This is a genomic window from Chloroflexota bacterium (assembly GCA_026708035.1).
GTDB lineage: Bacteria > Chloroflexota > UBA11872 > UBA11872 > UBA11872 > JAJECS01.
Map to the genome: position 1 here is coordinate 17,586 of JAPOVQ010000007.1, position 16,744 is coordinate 34,329.

Annotated in this window: 17 protein-coding genes; 12 read left to right on the forward strand and 5 right to left on the reverse strand. The window is 69.7% G+C overall.

Features of this window, described 5'->3' with window-relative positions:
- Positions 1–40: 40 nt before the first annotated feature.
- Positions 41–1,606, reverse strand: a complete 1,566-nt coding sequence (locus OXG33_03070; protein ID MCY4112908.1) for a gamma-glutamyltransferase — start codon at positions 1,604–1,606, stop codon at positions 41–43.
- Positions 1,607–1,747: 141 nt separating this feature from the next.
- Between OXG33_03070 and OXG33_03075 the strand changes: the two genes are divergently transcribed.
- A complete protein-coding gene (locus OXG33_03075) occupies positions 1,748–2,839 on the forward strand; it encodes an aminotransferase class V-fold PLP-dependent enzyme (GenBank protein ID MCY4112909.1) in 1,092 nt (363 codons plus the stop codon).
- A gap of 37 nt (positions 2,840–2,876) precedes the next feature.
- Here OXG33_03075 and OXG33_03080 read toward each other — a convergent pair whose 3' ends face one another.
- The 4 genes from OXG33_03080 to OXG33_03095 all read right to left on the reverse strand — a co-directional run bounded on the left by OXG33_03080 (position 2,877) and on the right by OXG33_03095 (position 6,412).
- Positions 2,877–3,245, reverse strand: a complete 369-nt coding sequence (locus OXG33_03080; protein ID MCY4112910.1) for an RNA-binding protein — start codon at positions 3,243–3,245, stop codon at positions 2,877–2,879.
- 280 nt (positions 3,246–3,525) lie between these two features.
- A complete protein-coding gene (locus tag OXG33_03085) occupies positions 3,526–4,941 on the reverse strand; it encodes an aspartate ammonia-lyase (GenBank protein MCY4112911.1) in 1,416 nt (471 codons plus the stop codon).
- The gene (locus OXG33_03090; GenBank protein ID MCY4112912.1) at positions 4,938–6,002 is read right to left on the reverse strand and encodes an SAM-dependent methyltransferase; all 1,065 of its coding nucleotides are present in this window, start codon (positions 6,000–6,002) and stop codon (positions 4,938–4,940) included. The genes OXG33_03085 and OXG33_03090 overlap by 4 nt, the downstream gene beginning before the upstream one ends.
- A 74-nt stretch (positions 6,003–6,076) precedes the next feature.
- The gene (locus tag OXG33_03095) at positions 6,077–6,412 is read right to left on the reverse strand and encodes a zinc ribbon domain-containing protein (protein ID MCY4112913.1); all 336 of its coding nucleotides are present in this window, start codon (positions 6,410–6,412) and stop codon (positions 6,077–6,079) included.
- Between the two features lie 270 nt (positions 6,413–6,682).
- Between OXG33_03095 and OXG33_03100 the strand changes: the two genes are divergently transcribed.
- The 11 genes from OXG33_03100 to OXG33_03150 form a co-directional block, all read left to right on the forward strand.
- Positions 6,683–7,042, forward strand: a complete 360-nt coding sequence (locus OXG33_03100; protein ID MCY4112914.1) for an FmdB family transcriptional regulator — start codon at positions 6,683–6,685, stop codon at positions 7,040–7,042.
- Between the two features lie 12 nt (positions 7,043–7,054).
- Positions 7,055–7,522, forward strand: coding sequence for a D-aminoacyl-tRNA deacylase (dtd, locus tag OXG33_03105; GenBank protein ID MCY4112915.1), 468 nt, complete (start codon positions 7,055–7,057; stop codon positions 7,520–7,522).
- Between the two features lie 30 nt (positions 7,523–7,552).
- The gene (gene hisD / locus OXG33_03110) at positions 7,553–8,881 is read left to right on the forward strand and encodes a histidinol dehydrogenase (GenBank protein MCY4112916.1); all 1,329 of its coding nucleotides are present in this window, start codon (positions 7,553–7,555) and stop codon (positions 8,879–8,881) included.
- Between the two features lie 42 nt (positions 8,882–8,923).
- Positions 8,924–9,523 carry an imidazoleglycerol-phosphate dehydratase HisB gene (gene hisB, locus OXG33_03115; GenBank protein MCY4112917.1) on the forward strand — a complete coding sequence of 200 codons (600 nt, stop codon included), beginning with the start codon at positions 8,924–8,926 and terminating at the stop codon, positions 9,521–9,523.
- Positions 9,524–9,532: 9 nt separating this feature from the next.
- On the forward strand, positions 9,533–10,273 hold the full coding sequence (locus OXG33_03120; GenBank protein MCY4112918.1) for a TlyA family RNA methyltransferase: 741 nt from the start codon (positions 9,533–9,535) through the stop codon (positions 10,271–10,273).
- A 30-nt stretch (positions 10,274–10,303) separates the two neighbouring features.
- Positions 10,304–11,167: an NAD(+)/NADH kinase gene (locus tag OXG33_03125; GenBank protein ID MCY4112919.1), complete on the forward strand. Its 864-nt coding sequence runs from the start codon at positions 10,304–10,306 to the stop codon at positions 11,165–11,167.
- Between the two features lie 6 nt (positions 11,168–11,173).
- Positions 11,174–12,949 (forward strand): DNA repair protein RecN, encoded by a 1,776-nt coding sequence (gene recN, locus OXG33_03130; protein ID MCY4112920.1) that lies wholly within the window; start codon positions 11,174–11,176, stop codon positions 12,947–12,949.
- A gap of 100 nt (positions 12,950–13,049) precedes the next feature.
- Positions 13,050–14,606: a hypothetical protein gene (locus OXG33_03135; protein ID MCY4112921.1), complete on the forward strand. Its 1,557-nt coding sequence runs from the start codon at positions 13,050–13,052 to the stop codon at positions 14,604–14,606.
- A gap of 18 nt (positions 14,607–14,624) precedes the next feature.
- Positions 14,625–15,614, forward strand: a complete 990-nt coding sequence (locus OXG33_03140) for an AAA family ATPase (protein ID MCY4112922.1) — start codon at positions 14,625–14,627, stop codon at positions 15,612–15,614.
- A gap of 6 nt (positions 15,615–15,620) precedes the next feature.
- On the forward strand, positions 15,621–16,514 hold the full coding sequence (locus tag OXG33_03145; protein ID MCY4112923.1) for a DUF58 domain-containing protein: 894 nt from the start codon (positions 15,621–15,623) through the stop codon (positions 16,512–16,514).
- On the forward strand, positions 16,511–16,744 hold a 234-nt coding region (locus OXG33_03150), incomplete at its 3' end, for a BatA domain-containing protein (GenBank protein MCY4112924.1). The genes OXG33_03145 and OXG33_03150, both read left to right, overlap by 4 nt.

Genomic DNA, 16,744 nt, shown 5'->3' on the forward strand with positions numbered 1-16,744 from the left:
CTTCCAGGGGGAAGGGATTGATTCAGTAGATTCCTAGACCTCACACGCCGAGGGCGTAGCCCTCGCGCCGCGGATCGGCGCCGCCTTCCAGCCACCCGGCCGCGGACCGCGCGACGCCTTGCATGCCGCCCATTGCTTGGTCGAACGCCTCAATCGTTTCCATGCGGTGGCCGCATGCGCGCAGCGCTTCGACCGCCTCCGGCCGTGCACGAGATTCGATCCGCACTAGGTCGCCGTCGTGGGCATGGAGGCGCGGCGCCTCGATCGCCGTTTGCACGTCACGGCCAAAGGCCAGCATGCCGACCAGGACTTGGGCCTGCGCCTGGCAGATCGTGTAGCTCCCCGGCGTGCCGAGGGCCAGCCGCGGCTCGCCGGTGCGGGTGACGATGGTCGGCGCGATAGGCAGGGACAGCGGCCGGCCGCCAGACAAATGGTTCGGGCTGGCCGGGTCGCGGTCGCCCCACTCCAGCAGGTTGTTCAGCACGATGCCCGTGCCGGGCACGACCAATCCGGAGCCAAACTTGCCGCCCAGGCTCTGCGTCAAGCAGACCAAGTTTTCCTCGGCGTCGCCGGTTGCCAGGGCCGTGGTGTGCTGCGGCGGGTGGACCTCGCCCCGATTGCTGGTGCGGCTTGCAAGGGCGGTTGCAGCCTCAACGCGCATGCGCGCAACGGCGTCGTCGGTGAGCAAGGCCATCAGCTCATCGCGCGGCGCGTTCGTGTGCCGGATTCGGGCAGTGGCGGCCGCCCGGATCGCCTTCACCAGCGCGTCCAGATTCGCCGGCCCGTCGCCCGACTCCAGATCGCTCTCCAGGATGCGCAGCGTGAGCAGCATCTGGATGCCTTCGCTGGTTGGCGGCGGCGTGTGCACCTGCGCGCCCTTGAACGGTGTGGACAGAGGCTCGGTCCAGCGGGGCTTCACGTCGCGCAGGTCGTCCTCGCCGATCCAACCGTCTTGCGACTGCACGTGCCGCGCCAGCGCCGCACCAAGGGGGCCGTCGTAGAGGGCGCCCGGTCCGTCGGCGGCAATCTGCTCCAGCGTCGCCGCCAGGTCGGGTTGCCGCAGCACCGATCCAGCGGGCGGCACCGTGCGGTCGGGGGTAAATGCGTCCAGCCACTCCGATTGGGCGGCGTGGCGCTCGATGCAGACTTCGAGGAACTCAATGGCGAACGGCGACAGCGGGTAGCCCTCTCGGGCAAGCTCGATGGCGGGCTGCAGCACCTCGGCCGGCGACTTGCTGCCGTACCGGCTCAGCAACTCCCACCAGCCGGCCAGGTTGCCGGGCGTGCCCGCCGTCTGAGCGGCGTTTACCAAGTCCTTCCCAACCCGCGCGCCCGTCTCGAGACGGCGCGGCACCGGCGGCACGAAGTCGAGCGCGCGGACGCGCCGTTCATCGGCCACGTAGCAGCAGGCCACGCCCATGCCGGCGAGGCCGGACATGTAGGGCTCCGCCACGCCCAGCGCCGCCGCCGTGGCCACGGCGGCGTCAAAGGCGTTGCCGCCGGCCATGAGCATCCGCACGCCGGCGACGGTTGCCAGCGGGTGCGCCGACGCCACCATGCCGCGCATCGACCGCACGGCCGGTCTGCCGCCGGAGGGGGTGGGCATGGCTCCGAGTTCCTCTCGGCGGGCGGCGGCTCCCAATGATCCGCCGTCAGGCGCGCGGTGTCACGCCTCCCCGCAATCGCCTACCATCGCCAGTGGCCGACGAACCGCTCGAATCGAGCCGCAATGGCGCCTGACGACTCTGTGACAGCCGATGTTTATGCCGATTTGGGGCTGGAGCGGGTAGTCAACGCCCGCGGCAATCAGACCGTGCTCGGCGGGTCACGCCTCTCTCCGCGCGTGCTGGCCGCCATGGAGTCCGCCAATGCGTCGTTCGTCGATTTGGACGCGCTGCTGACGCGCGTGGGCGAGTTGGTGGCGGAGATCCTGGGCTGCGAAGCGGCCTACCCGACCTCCGGCTGCGCGGCGGCCATGGTGCTGGGCACCGCCGCGTGCATGGCCGGCGACGACCAGGAGCTCATCGCCCAGCTTCCCGACACGACCGGCATGCGCAACAAGGTGGTGATCCAGGCACCCCAGCGCAATGAATACGACCGCATGCCAAGCGTGGCGGGGGCGCAGCTTGTGGTGGTCGAGCCGCGGGACTTCGAGGCTTCGCTCACGGACGACACGGCGGCCGCGTTCTTCGTGGCGTCGTACGACGGCCGGGGCGGCAGCGTTCTCATGTCCGAGGCGATCCCGATGGCGCACGCGCGCGGGATTCCGGTGATCGTGGACGCCGCCGGCAGCGTCAGCCCCCCGCAGCTCATGAACGAGACCGTGAGCACCGGCGCCGACCTGATCGGCTTTGGGGCGAAGTATTTCGGCGCGCCGAACTCCACCGGCCTACTGTGCGGCCGCCGCGACCTGGTCCAAGCCGCGGCGTTGCATGGCTTCATTGGCTTCGAGCTGCACGGCGGCAACGCGTTCGGCCGCGGCTTCAAGCTGGATCGAGCGGAAGCCGTCGCCGTGATCGAAGCGCTGCGCGAGTGGCGCAGCGGCGGTTACGAAGCCGTCCGCGACAGCAGCACCGCTCGCGCCCAGGCCCTGGTCGAGCAACTCGCCGGTGTGCCGGACATGACGGCGCGGGTGGACGCCGACTTTGGGCGGGCCGTCGTCACCTTCGACTCGGGAAGCGCGCACACGGCCGAAAGCGTAGCCGCAGCCCTAAGTGACAGTCACCCGCCGATCTGGGCGCGAGTAGAAGGCGTGGAACTCGCGTTCCAGACGAACACGCTCAGCGAAGACGATCTAACGATCGTCGCTGCGAGTCTGCGAGAGATCCTGAAGAGCTAAGCGCGGAAGCAATGCTTCCGTGCCGGCCGTCGGAGGTCTAGTAGCGCCCGCCGCCTCCGCCGCCGTAGCCGCCACCGCCGCCGCCGTAGCCGCCGCCACCGCCTCCGCCGCCGTAGCCGCCACCACCGCCGCCGTAGCCACCGCCACCGCTACGCGGGCGCGACTCGCGCGGACGCGCCTCGTTGACCGTCAGGGCCCGGCCCTGCAAATCGGACCCATTGAGAGCCTCGATCGCCTGGCGTGCCATTTCATCGTCCATCATCTCGACGAAACCAAACCCACGCGACTTTCCAGTCACGCGGTCCTTGATCACCGTGGCTCGGGTGATCTCGCCGTACCGTGCGAAGAGCTCATGGAGCTCGTCATCGGTCGTCATGAACGGCAAATTGCCTACAAAGATATTCATTCAGTCAAACCTTCCGCGGAACTCATGCGACGCTCGCCTGATCCGCCAACTTTGCCCGCCGCACACTCCGCGGTCGCAGCCAAGAATCTAACGTTGCAGGTTCCACGCGGAACCCGACACTTCGCAAACAGTACCACGGTATGCGGCGTTCGCCGCCACAATTTTGGAATGAATTTCGCGGGCGCCGGGAGATCGGCCAATCCCGGTCCGCGCGTGGGGCGGGCGTCTGGAGCCGGCTTGTCCGCGGCAGGCTGTTGCCAGCCGGCGTGGCGGACGGCCGCTAGCCGCCTCCGCCGCCGCCGGCGCGCACGCCGGCTTCGGTCATGGGGGTGGGGTCCAGCGCCGCCGACAGCTCGTCGGGCGGGATGTCTGTGAGCCGCGCCGCGACCTCCGGCACGCCCTCGCCCGTCGCGACGGCCTCCTTGGCGATCTCCGCCGCCGCCGCATAGCCGATGCGCGGCGCGAGGGCGGTCGCCAGCATGGTGTTCCGCTCCAGCCAGAAACGCAGCATGCGATCGTCGACCTCCAGCCCGCGAACCGCACGGGTATCGAACGCCCGCGTCGCGTTGGTCAAGACCTCGATGGACTGGCACAGGTTGTAGGCAATGCAGGGCATCATCACGTTGAGCTCGAGTTGCCCGGCCTCCGCGGCCCATTGGACGGCGGCGTCGTTGCCGAACACGTGGAAGCAGACCATGTTCAGGCACTCGGCCATGACCGGGTTGACCTTGCCAGGCATGATCGACGACCCCGGTTGCAGCGCCGGCAGCCGCAGCTCGGAGATGCCCGTCCGGGGACCCGACGCCAGCAGCCGGAAATCGTTGGCGATGCGACTCAGGTCGATGGCCAGCGCGCGCAGCGCCCCGGACAGCATGGCGAACCGCGCCATGCTCTGCATCGAGTAGAAGAGATTGTCGGCACGGCGCACGTCGAGCCCCGTGACCTCGGCGATGACGTCGATGACTTCGGCCTGGTATTCGGGCTCCGCGTTCAAGCCGCTGCCGACAGCGGTGCCGCCGAGACTGAGTTCCTGCACCTGGGCTTCGGCGTCGCGGATGAAGGCCGCGTCGCGCCGGATGGCCTCCGCGTAGGCGCCGAACTCCTGGCCCAGGCGCACCGGCGTCGCGTCTTGCAGGTGCGTGCGGCCCGACTTCACGATCCCGTCCCAGTCGCGCGCCTTCTCGTCGAACGCGTCCGCCAGGCCGTCCAGCGAAACGTAAAGGTCCTGCAGCAGCTTGAGCGCGGCCAGGGCGATGGCGGTGGGAATGATGTCGTTGGTCGACTGGGCCATATTTACGTGGTCGTTGGGGTGCACCGGCGCGTAGGCGCCGCGTTCGCCGCCCAGGAGCTCGTTGGCGCGGTTGGCGAGCAGCTCGTTCGCGTTCATGTTGTGCGAGGTCCCGGCCCCGGCCTGGAAGACGTCGACGACGAACTGATCCTGGTGCAGCCCGTCCGCCAGCACTTCATCCGCGGCCTGGACGATGACGTCCGCCAGATTCGCCTCTAGCCGGCCGGTGCGCTTGTGGGCGATGGCCGCGGCCTTCTTGATCACCACCGTCGCCCAAATGAACGCCGGGTGCGGTCCGATGCCGCTGATGTCGAAATTCTCAACCGCGCGCTGCGTCTGCACGCCGTAGAGCGCGTCGGCGGGAACCTCCAGATCGCCCAGGGGGTCCGTTTCGGTCCGTGTCGTCATCCGTCGTCCTTCCCGGTGGCGGGCTGTGGCGTGGCTGCGGGTGTCCCCAGTCCACGCAATCCGTCGATCACTGCGTCGCGAGCCTGCACCAGCACACGAAATCTTCCAAGGTCCGTGGGGGAAACGAGCTGAAAGACGGCTTCCCGCTCTCGCGCATAGTCCGCGACCGAAACGTTCAGACGGCGCTGCACCGCCGGCAGATGCTCGCCGATTCCCAGTGCCGTGAGGAAATCTCCCTGCGTGCCCAAGAGCGCCGCCGTCGCGCCGGCGCGTGCTCCCGCGTCGATGAGTTCGGAGAAGTTTACGTGCGCCGTCAGGTCCGATGCGCCCGGATCGGCCAACAGGTCCTCCGAGGCGCGGTGCTGGCGGTAGGCCAGCATCGTTCCCTGGCTGAATCGCGGGCCGTGCACGTCGGCCGCGAGACCTCCGTAGTCGATGCTGGTCATGACCCATTGTGCGGCGATACGACGGACGTTTGCGTAGACGTCGGACACCCCTTTGCGCATCTCGATGACTCCGCCGTCGGGAGTGCCTTGGCCGTAGCGCAACGCATAGTCTGTGGAGGCGCCGTCCACCGGAAAAGGCTCCAAGGTCAGGAGATGGTCGCTCAGGCCCACGCGCAGCTCGACCCAATGGCCGCGGTTGCGTTGCAGCAGCCGCACGGGCAGGGCGTCGAAGAGCTCGTTGCTGATGAATGCGGCGGCCGGGCCGGCGTCAATGGCGTCCAACGACGCCACGAAGGCAGCCGTCGGAACCTGTGTCCGGGCCCGCGCCCGTGCTTGGGCGGAGCGCTCGACACCCACGTAGGCGAGGTGCTCGCGCCAAGGGTGCTCCTGGGCGGCCGACGCAAGCTGGCGAGCCAGCGTGCCGTCACCGCAGCCAAGCTCCACCACCCGAAATGGCCGAGGCTTTCCAAGCGCCGTCCACACGTCGTCGAGGTGCCGCGCCAGGAGGGTGCCGAAGAGTTGCGGGTGCACGGTGACGCTGGTGAAGTAGTCGCCGGACCGCGACGGCGCGCGACTGTAGAAGCCGTGGAGTTCGTCGTAGAGGGACGCCGCCATGAATTCCGCGAACGAGATCGGACCCTCGGCGGCGATGCGCCGGCGAAGTGACTCGAGAAGGGGGCCGCGGGACGCTACTGCAGGTTCGAGACGACGATGACGAAGGCGATGATGAGGATCGCCACGGCGGCCCACACCGGCAACGACAACCCCAGCAGCGTGGAAGACGGCGAGCTCGGAGCAGCTTTGCGCGTGCGAGGCTCCGACGCGGCTCGCTCGCGCTCCGTCTGCTCACGCAGCCGGCGCAGATTCTCGCTGATCTTCGGTGCGAAGCGGCCGGACTCGTCGGGAGTGGCCGTCTCGGAACTCAGATCGGTTTCGGTCGTCTCGGGTCGAGGCAGCTTCTCGCCGCAGTTGATGCACAGCCAGGCGCCCTCAGTGTTCTGATGGCTGCACTCCGGACACCGCATATGCAACGCCCCGCAACGGCTTCCCCTGGCGGCCAATCCTAGCACTCGCCCTTTTCCGTGATCGGTGTGAAACGCGCCAATTGGAGCGTACAACGAGGCGGCAGGCGGCGGCTCGGTCGGTCCCAAAGGTCCCAGTCAATATGGCCGCGGCATGCATCGGGAGATGCCGAGGATCGCTGGGGCAATCCGACGCGTTCGTATAATCCCGCTTGCGCCGCCGCGTGCCGGTAACCAGTGGCGGCCCAAGCTTTCCTCAAGGAGCCCTGCCGCGTGCCGACCTACGAATACGAATGCACCGCGTGCGGCCACAATTTCGACCTGGTGCAGAAGTTCAGCGACGAGCCGGCGACCCAGTGTCCGGAGTGTCAGGGCCGTTTGCGCAAGGTCTTTCACGCGGCCGGCATCATCTTCAAGGGCGAGGGGTGGTACGCCACCGACAGCCGCTCCAGCGACGAAAAGAACAAGTTCAAGGACGACGGCAAGGCCCCGGCCGAGGCCGGCGACGCCGGCAAGGACGCGGCGGACAAGCCGACCAAGGATGGGGCGACCAAAGAGGCCCCTGCGAAGGAGACGGCGGCGGCCAAGTCCGACGCGAAGGCCGAGCCGGCGAAGGGCGCCGCGTCCGATTGAGGCGCGATCTCCATGCGCGTCGTCATCCAACGAGTTTCGCGAGCCCGTGTGTCCGTGGGCGGCCGCGAGGTGGCGGCCATTGGTCCGGGACTCCTGGCATTGGTCGGCGCGGCGGAGGGCGACGGTCCCGACGACGTTCGCTATCTCGCGGAAAAGGTCGCCAATCTGCGCATCATGCCGGACGCGGACCGGCGCATGAATCGCTCGGTGCTGGACACGGCCGGCGCCGTGCTGGTGGTGTCGCAGTTCACCCTGATCGCCGAAACGCGCAAGGGCCGTCGTCCAAGCTTCACCGGCGCGGCCGCGCCGGAAATTGCCGAGCCGCTGGTGCAGGAGTTTGGCGCGGCCCTCGAGGCGCTGGGCGTGCCGGTGAGCCACGGCGAGTTTGGAGCCGCGATGGAGGTCGAGCTGGTGAACGAGGGGCCCGTCACGATCATTCTGGATAGCCATGACCGACACATCGCGCGCCGTCGCGCTTAGCCGACGGTCGAGTTCCGTCGGGGATCAGCCGTGAGTATTCGCGTGGTTCACGGCGCCGACGCCGTGCGCCGGGAGCTGATCGCCAGGCACGGTGAGCTGGCCGTGGTCGACGAGGCGGCGCGGCAACGCGCGTCGGCGGTCTTTGGCGAGTCGCTGAGCCCACGGGAGTTCGTCGCCAAGGTCGTAGAGCGCGTGCGCGCCGACGGCGACGAGGCGCTGCGAGCGATCGCCGCCAAGGTCGGTGACCACATTCCCTCACACTTTGAAGTAAGCCCGGCGGAGCTGGCAGCCGCGCGCGAGAAGGCTCCGTCCGACCTGACGGCGGACCTCGAAACCGCCGCCGAACGCATCCGGGCCTTTCACCAGCGCCAGATGCCGCGGGACTTCTTCGACGACGCAAGCGGCGTCGGGCAGCGCTGGATTCCCGTCGAGCGAGCCGGGATTCACATTCCCGGCGCCTCCGGTCCGCTGGCCTCGTCGGTGCTGATGACGGCCATCCCCGCGCGCGTGGCGGGCGTGCGCGAGACCGTGGTCTGCACGGCTGCCGCCGAGGATGGCATCGATCCCGTCATCGCCCTTGCCGCCCACGTGGCCGAGGTCGATCGGGCATTCCTGGTCTCCGGCGCGCAGGCCATCGCCGCAATGGCTGTGGGCACGGCGTCGGTGCCCCGCTGCGACGCGGTCGTCGCCCCCGGGAACGCCTGGGTTGTGCTCGCGACGCGCGAGGTGTTCGGGCTCACCGGGGTGAGCGTGCTGCCGGGACCCACGGAGACCGTGGTGATCGCCGACGCGACCGCCGATCCGGCGGATGTGGCGGCGGATCTCATCGCCCAGGCCGAGCACGGCGGCCCGGCCAGCCCCATCGCCCTCACCGACTCTGCCGAGTTTGCCGCTGAAATCGCCCGAGAAATCGAGCGCCAGCTGGACTCGCTGCCGCGTCAGGAGGTCGCCGCCGACAGCTTTGCCGCCCGGGGCGGCGTGGGCGTCGTGGCGGATCTGGACGAGGCCGTGACGCTGGCTAACGAATACGCGCCCGAGCACCTATGCCTGCTGGTGGCCGATCCGCAGCGGCTGCTCGAAGGGGTGCGCAACGCCGGCGGCGTGTTCGTCGGCGCCGGCTCGCCCGAGGTGCACGGCGACTACGTGGCCGGTCCGAGTCACGTCATGCCCACCGGAGGCTCCGCGCGGTTTGCGTCGCCGTGCGGGGTCCATGCCTTCCTCAAGTCCATGAGCGTGGTGCGGCTCGACGCGGACGACTCCCAGCGATTGGCGCCGGTGGCCGCTCGCATGGCGCGGGCGGAACGGCTGGAAGGCCACGCGCGGGCCGCGGAGCGCCGTCAGAACCCCGCCGGCCCGTGACTACAATGGCTCCGCAACTCGCGCACCGGGGGGTCGCCCGCATTGGCTGACCGCACCGCCTCCGTCCAGCGAACAACGGACGAGACCGACGTCACGGTGACCGTGGACATCGACGGCAACGGCCAGTTCGAAGGATCCACGGGCATCGGGTTCCTGGACCACATGCTGGCCCAGATCGCCAAGCACGGCATGTTCGACCTCGACGTCAACGCCGCGGGCGATCTCAACGTCGACGGGCACCACACGGCCGAGGATGTCGGCATCACCCTCGGCAAGGCGTGCAACGACGCCCTCGGCGATCGCGTCGGTATCGCCCGCATGGCCGACGCCACCGTGCCCATGGACGAGGCGCTGGCCAACGTGGCCGTTGACCTGGCCGGGCGCGACCACCTGTCGTTCGACGCGGAGTTCAAGCAGGACGCGATCGGCGACCTCGAGACCTCGCTCATCGAGCACTTCATCGGATCGTTCGCTCGTCACCTTGGCGCGGCGGTGCACGTGCGGCTGCTCGCCGGGCGCGACGACCACCACAAGGCCGAAGCGATCTTCAAGGCGCTGGCGCGCGCCCTCGATGCGGCCACCGCGCTCGATCCGCGCCGCGAGGGCCAGGTGCCCAGCACCAAGGGCACCCTCGAAACCTAGCCGCCGCCGGTGAACCGCCGGCTGGATGTCGAGCTGGTCCATCGCGGCCTGGCGCCCACCCGAGCCCAGGCGCGGCAATACGTCCGTGACGGCTTCGTGCGTGTCAACGGTGAGGTGGCCAGGCGACCGGGGCGCGCCGTGGCGTCCGACGCGGCCATTGAGGTGGACCCGGAGGCGTCGCGCTACGTGGGACGCGGCGGGCGCAAGCTGGCATTCGCCCTCGACCACTTCGGCCTGGATCCGAGCGGCCTCCGCGTGCTCGACGTTGGCGCCGGAACCGGCGGCTTCACCGACGTGCTGCTCCAGCGCGGCGCCGCGCACGTGGTCGCCGTGGACGTCGGGCACGGCCAACTCGCTCAGGCCCTGCGCGACGATCCGCGGGTTGACGTGCGCGAAGGCGCCGACGTGCGGGATCTCGCCGCCATCGAGCCACCGGTTGACGCGGTGGTCGCCGACCTGGCGTTCATCCGGTTGCGCGACGTGCTCGACTCCCTGGTCCGCGCGGCGCCGGCGGCGCAATGGATGATCGTGCTTCTCAAGCCCCAGTTCGAGCTGCCGGGCAAAAGCGTCCCCCCGGACGGCGTGGTCAAGAGCCAGGCGCAGCGCGAGGCGGTGCTTCAGAGCTATCGCACGTGGCTGGCCCGCGCCCGCTACGTCGAGGTGGCAACCTGCCCCAGTCCGGTGCCCGGCGCCGGCGGCAACCGGGAGACATTCGTACACCTGGCGCCGCCGTGGCCCGCGCCCCACTAGAATGCGGCAACGTCGGCGACGGGCCATGCCATGCGCGTTGGATTGCTCTACCAGCCTCATATCGCGGCGTCTGTTCGCCACGCCGACCGCGTGCGCGAGCGGCTTGGAGACCTTGGCGTCGACGCGTGGTCCTCGTCGTCGTTCGAGATCGTCGACGAACCGGACGCGATCGAGGGCTCCGATCTCCTCCTGACCTTCGGCGGCGACGGCACGGTGCTGCGCGCCGCCCGCACCGCCGCCCCGTTCGGCGTGCCCTGCGCCGGCGTCAACTACGGTCGCATTGGGTTTCTCACCGAATTCAGCGGCGCCGACCTCGATGTCCGCTTGCCCGACCTCGTGGCGGGCCGCTATTGGATCGAGCCCCGCCTGCTCATCGACTGGACCCACACCGGCAACGGAGGCGCCGAGGCTCGCGGCATTGCCGCCGGTGACGTGGTGGTGGGTCGCGGACGCATCGCCCGGGTCATCGAGGTCGAGGTTCGCATCGACGACGCCGAGCTCACCACCTACACCGCCGACGGCGTGATCGTGGCGACGCCCACCGGCACTACCGGCTACACCCAGGCCGCCGGAGGGCCGATTTTGCATCCCGAGGTTCGCGAGCTTGTCGTCACCCCAATCGCGCCGTTTCTGACGCCGGCCAACTCGATCGTGGTGGGCCGGGACGTCACCATCGACATCGGCGTGCGCACCACCCACGAAGCCACGCTGTCGATCGACGGCCAAACGCAATACCTGCTGGACGCCGGCGATCGCGTGGTGTGCCGCGCATCCAAACACATCGCGCAATTCGCGCGGGTGCAGTCGCGCACCTATTTCTACGCCACGCTGGCGGAGAAGCTGCGCTGGCGGGTCCCCCATCAGCTGGCGCGTCCCTCAAACTCGGAATCCTAGGCTCGCGTGCTGCTCCGGCTGCGCGTGCAGAACCTGGCCCTGATCGACGCAGTCGAGCTTGCGCTGGAGCCGGGTTTCAACGTGTTGACCGGCGAGACGGGCGCCGGAAAATCCATCCTGATCGACGCGATCGATCTGCTGCTGGGTCGCCGCGCTCGGCCCGACGACGTGCGCGCCGGTGCGCGGGCAGCTTACGTGGACGGCGTGTTTACGCCGCCGCAGAGCGCGGGCCTCGCCGCCACGCTGGAGGCGTACGGCATCGAGCCGGACGAGTCGTTGCTCATCTCGCGGGAGGTGATCGTCAACGGCGTGGCGCGCTCGGTGGCGCGCGTCAACGGGCGCGCCGTTCCGGTGCGAGCGCTTGGCGAGCTGGGACCCCACCTGATCGATATCCACGGGCAGGTTGAGCATCAATCACTCTTTCGCGCCGCGCGACAGCTTGAGTACCTCGACCGCTATGGCGGCCATACGCGGGAGCGACAAGAGGTAGCGAGACTCGTCGATAACTGGCGCGCCGTCAAGGCTGAAGACGCGGAGTTGCGGCGGGACGCCCGCGAGACCGCGCGCCTGATCGACCTGCTGACGTTCCAGGTGAATGAGATCGATGGGGCGGGCCTGTCGGCGGACGAAGACGAGGCGCTGCGCGTGGAGCGCCAAGTGCTGGCCAACGCGCAGCGCCTGCGCGAGCTTGCCGGCATCTCCGAGCGCCTGCTGACGGGCGATGACGCCGGGGCGGCGGTGGACCGCCTGGGCGAGGCCATGGCGACGCTCGCCGAGATCGCCGACCTCGATCCGGCCGTCAAGCCCGCGGTAGATCAGATAGCCGAGGCGCAGGCGGTGATCACGGACGCGGCGCAGTCCATTGCCGCCTATGCCGCGGACATCGAATCCGATCCGGCCCGGCTGGAGGAAATCAATGCGCGGCTCGACGTGTTGGAGACGCTCAAGCGCAAATACGGCGATTCGCTGGCCGACGTGCTCGGCTTTGCCGACGATGCGCGTCGCCGGCTCTCGGAACTGGGCGCCGCCGACGACCGGCGGCGGGGACTTGCCGCCGAGCAGGCTGCCCTTGAAACGGATCTTGCGCGCGCCGCGCAGGACCTTCGCGCGCGCCGGCTGACCGCCGCCAAGCGGCTGACGCGCGTGATTGCCCGCGAACTGGCGGACCTCAATCTGCCCGACGCCGCCGTGGAGTTTCCGCTGGAAACGCGGACCGATGCCGCCGGGCTTGTGCTCGACGAAGGCGCGGAGCCGGTGGCCTTCGACCGATCGGGTGTGGACGCGGGGGAGATGCAACTCAGCGTGAACCGCGGGCAGCCGGTGCGGTCGCTGGCCGCGGTTGCCTCGGGCGGGGAAATGTCGCGGATTCTGCTGGGGCTCAAGTCGGCGCTCGCCGCCGCCGACGAGACGCCCACGCTGATTTTCGACGAGATCGACGTGGGCGTGGGCGGTCGCAGCGGCGACGTCGTCGGGCAAAAGCTGGCCAGGCTGGCGCGGGCTCACCAAGTCCTGTGCGTGACCCACCTGCCCTCGGTCGCCGCCTTCGCCGACACGCACTTTGTGGTGGAGAAACACGAGGAGGCGGCGGGCACCGTGACCGACGTGCGGCGGCTGGACCCTGACGCCGTGGTCGAAGAGATCGCGGCCATGGGCGGCAGCCGCACCACGGCCGGACGGCGCGTGGCACGCGATCTCCTGGCCGACGCGGCGGCGTGGAAGGACGCCGGCCGGGCCGAGCCATCCGGTGGGAATGCCACGGAGGCGGCGGCGCGCCGATGCTAGGCTCGCTGCTACCTGCCCCGCCGGGGCAGGGCGCGTTTCCCGCGTGCGAAGCAGCGGAGGCCCCTCGCGGGCCACACGCCCGGCATCGACCGGAGTTCGGATGATCAACGCCAGCGCTCGCCGGGCGGCATGGTTGGGCGTTTCGCTGCCACGTCCCACGTTTCGTGGGACGGCCTACGGCCGGAAGGCGCTGGGCCTGCGGCTGTTGCAACTGGCGCGCCGACGACAGCGCGCCCGCGCGCTGGCCCTGGCGCCGCGCCTGGTCACGTTGGGGGTCGTCGGCACGCTCCTCATCGCCGTGCCGGCCGCGTGGCTGGGCGGTCCCGATCTCCTGGTCCCGTCCGGCATCGCCCTCGCGCTGGCCGGCGCCGTCGTGCTGGCCGCGGTGGCGCTCCATGTGCCGGCGCCCCACGACGTGGCGCTGGCCTACGACAACCGCGCGGGCCTGCACGAGCGTCTGTCGACGGCGATTGCCGAGCTGCGCAACGTCGATTCCGACGTGCGCGAGTTGCAGCACGCCGACGCGCTGGCGGCCGCGGGTCGCCTGAATCCCGGCGGGGCCATGCCGTACGGGGTTTCCAGACGCGATCTATTGGTCATGGCCCTGGCGGCCGCCGCGCTTGCGACGTGGGCGGCCGCAATCACGTTTACCCCGTTTTGGCGCACGATCAACCCGCCGCTTTCCCTGGACCGCGGCGATGCCGAGCAGTCCGACGCCGCGGCGCCGGCGCCGGCGGCGCCCGGCGATTCGGCGGCTGCGCTCGATCCGGCAACCGCCGCGGAGATTGAGCGCATGCAGGCGGCGATCGATGAGTTGCGGGCGCAGCTCGATCCCGAAGCCAGCACGGCGGCGCAGGCGCTCCATGAAGCCTCGGAGCATCTGCGCCTGTCGGACGAGGGACGGCAACTGGGTCGCGAGCTTGGCAATCGCGAGTATGCGGCCGCGGCGTCGGAGCTGCGCCGCCTCGCCGCCGAGCTGTCGGAGATGAGCGCGGCCCAGCGGGAAGAGCTTGGGGAACGCTTTGGCGAGGCGGCCGCCGCGGCAGCCGCGGATCCTCGTATGGCGGAACCCCTGGGAGACCTGGCGGACGCCCTGGAGAGCGGCCGGCTCAGCGACGCTCGCTCCAGCTTCGAGGAGCTGGCCAGCATGCTCGAGGCCGTCGAGGAATCGACCGCCGGCAATGCGGCCATGCAGCAGGAGCTTGCGGCGCTCGAATCCGCACTGGCCGAAATGCTCGCCGACTCCGGGGCAGGCGCCGGACTGCCGGGCGAGTCCGCTGCGGACGGACCGGGGATGCCGGGGCAGGGCGGCATGGCCGCCGACGGCAACGCGGCCATGATGAATCAGTCCGCGGGCGAAGGCGGCGGCTTGGGCGGCTCGGCGGCCGAAGGCCAGGAGGTGCCGGCCAACATCGAGGGCCTGGCCGCCAATCAACGGCTGGACGCCGAAGGCCGACTCGAAACCGTGCAGATCGATCCGACCGCCGAGGGGCAGGAGACGGTCATGCGGCCCGTGCTCGAGCTGGGCACGGACGTGTCACGCGAGTACGAGCCGTCGGCGGGCAACCGCGGCACGGCGGTGGGGCGTCCCGACATGAGCCGCGCGCTGCCGGCGGACCGGCAGATTCTGCTCGACCGCTACTTCTCCACTCCGTAGGGTGCCACCATGACCACCATGACGACCGAACGCCGCGCCGAGCATCTCCGCGAGCTCGCCTACAGCATCATGTCCGAGGTTTCGCGCGTGATCGTGGGCCAGACAGAGGTCATCCGCGACACGGTCGTCGCCCTCATCGCCGGCCAAAACGTGCTGCTCGAGGGCGTGCCGGGGCTGGGCAAGACGCAGCTGGTGCGGACCCTCAGCCAGGTGCTCGATCTCAGCTTCAGCCGCATCCAGTTCACGCCTGACCTGATGCCCGCCGACATCACGGGCACGAACGTCCTGGTGGAGCCTGCCGACGGTCGCCGCGGCTTTCGTTTCGAGGCCGGTCCGCTCTTTGCCCATCTGGTGCTGGCGGACGAGATCAACCGCGCCACGCCCAAGACCCAGTCGGCGCTGCTGGAAGCGATGCAGGAGCGGCAGGTCAGCGTGGGCCGCCAGGTCCACGCGCTCGACCGGCCCTTCTTCGTCATGGCGACCCAGAACCCGATCGAGATGGAGGGCACCTATCCCCTGCCCGAGGCCCAGGTCGACCGGTTCATGTTCAAGCTCGTGGTTGACTATCCCTCGGGCGACGAGCTGGGCGAAATCATCGGGCGCACCACGGGCGCCCAGGTCCCCGACGTAACCAAGGTCGCCACGGGCGACGACCTGATAGAGATGGGCGAATTTGCCCGGCGCGTGGCCATCGCGCCGCACGTCGAGTCCTACGTGGTCACGCTGGTCAAGGCCACGCACCCCTCCGACACCCGGGCGCACGACATGACGCGGCAGTACGTCCGCTACGGCGCCTCGCCCCGCGCCGCCCAGGCCCTGGTGCTGGCCGGCAAGGTCTACGCGCTGCTGGAGGGCCGCTACAACGTGAGCTTCGACGACGTCAGGCGCGCGGTGAAGCCGGCCATGCGCCACCGGATTCTGTTGAATTTCGAAGCCGAGGCGCAGGGGGTGACCAGCGAAGGCGTGCTGGACCAGATTCTCATGACCACGCGCCCGGACGGCGGCTGAGACACCATGGCCCGGCGGGCCGAACCGGCCTTCGCTCCGGAGGCCGGGCTGCGCGCCCAGCTTGAGCGCCTCACCGTCGTTTCCACCCGGCCACATGGGCACCTCCACACGGGCGGACGCCGCAGCCGTAAATCGGGATCGTCCATCGACTTCGCCGATTACCGTTCCTACACGCCCGGCGACGATTTCCGGCAAATCGACTGGAACGTCTACGCCCGCAGCGACGAGCTGTTCGTCAAGGTCCGCGAGTCCGAGGAAACGCTGGTCGTCCACCTGTTCCTGGATGCCAGCGCCTCGATGGCGACGGGCCGGCCACCGAAGTTCGAGGTCGCCCAGCGCCTGGCGGCGGCGCTCGGTTGGGTGGCGCTCACCAGTCACGACTATCTGGCCGCGACCCTGATCGGCGGCGACGCTACCCAGCACTTCCCACCCCAGCAGGGCCGCGCGGCGGCGAGCCGCCTTTACGACTTTCTCGACGCCCAGTCGCCCACCGGCCCCACCCGTCTGGCCGCGTCGGCGCGCGCCCATGGCGCTCGCGGCGGGCCGCACGGGGTGGCGGTTCTGATATCGGATCTGCTCGCCGACGACGCCACCGAGGCCATCGGCATGTTGGTCGAGCGTGGCCATGAGCTCGTGGTGATCCACGTGCTCGATGGGCAGGGCGTGCAGACGGACTTCGCCGAGGAGGTCGAGTTGGTTGACGTCGAGACTGGCGGCAGCCTCAACCTCTACGGCGACTCGGCGCTCCTGGCGGCCTTTCGGGCCACCGTGGCGGAGTGGACCAGTGAGCTACAGGCCTTCTGCCACCGGCGGCACGCACGCTACATCCCCATCGAGTCGGAGTGGCCGGTCGAGGAGGTGCTGCTCCGGCGATTGCGGGCGCATCGCGTGCTGGCATGACCTGGGCCGCGCCGCTGGCATTCGCATGGCTGGCGCTCATGGTGCTGGTGGGGCTGTTCTATCTGCTGCGGCCCAAGCGGCAACGGGTCGCCGTGGCCTCGCTGCTGTTGTGGCGGCGGACGTTGCAGCGTGAGCGCGACGAGTCGTGGCTCGACTGGCTGAAGCGCCACCTGCTGCTGATCCTCCAGCTGCTCCTCGTCGCGGCCCTGGCCCTGGCGCTGGCACGGCCC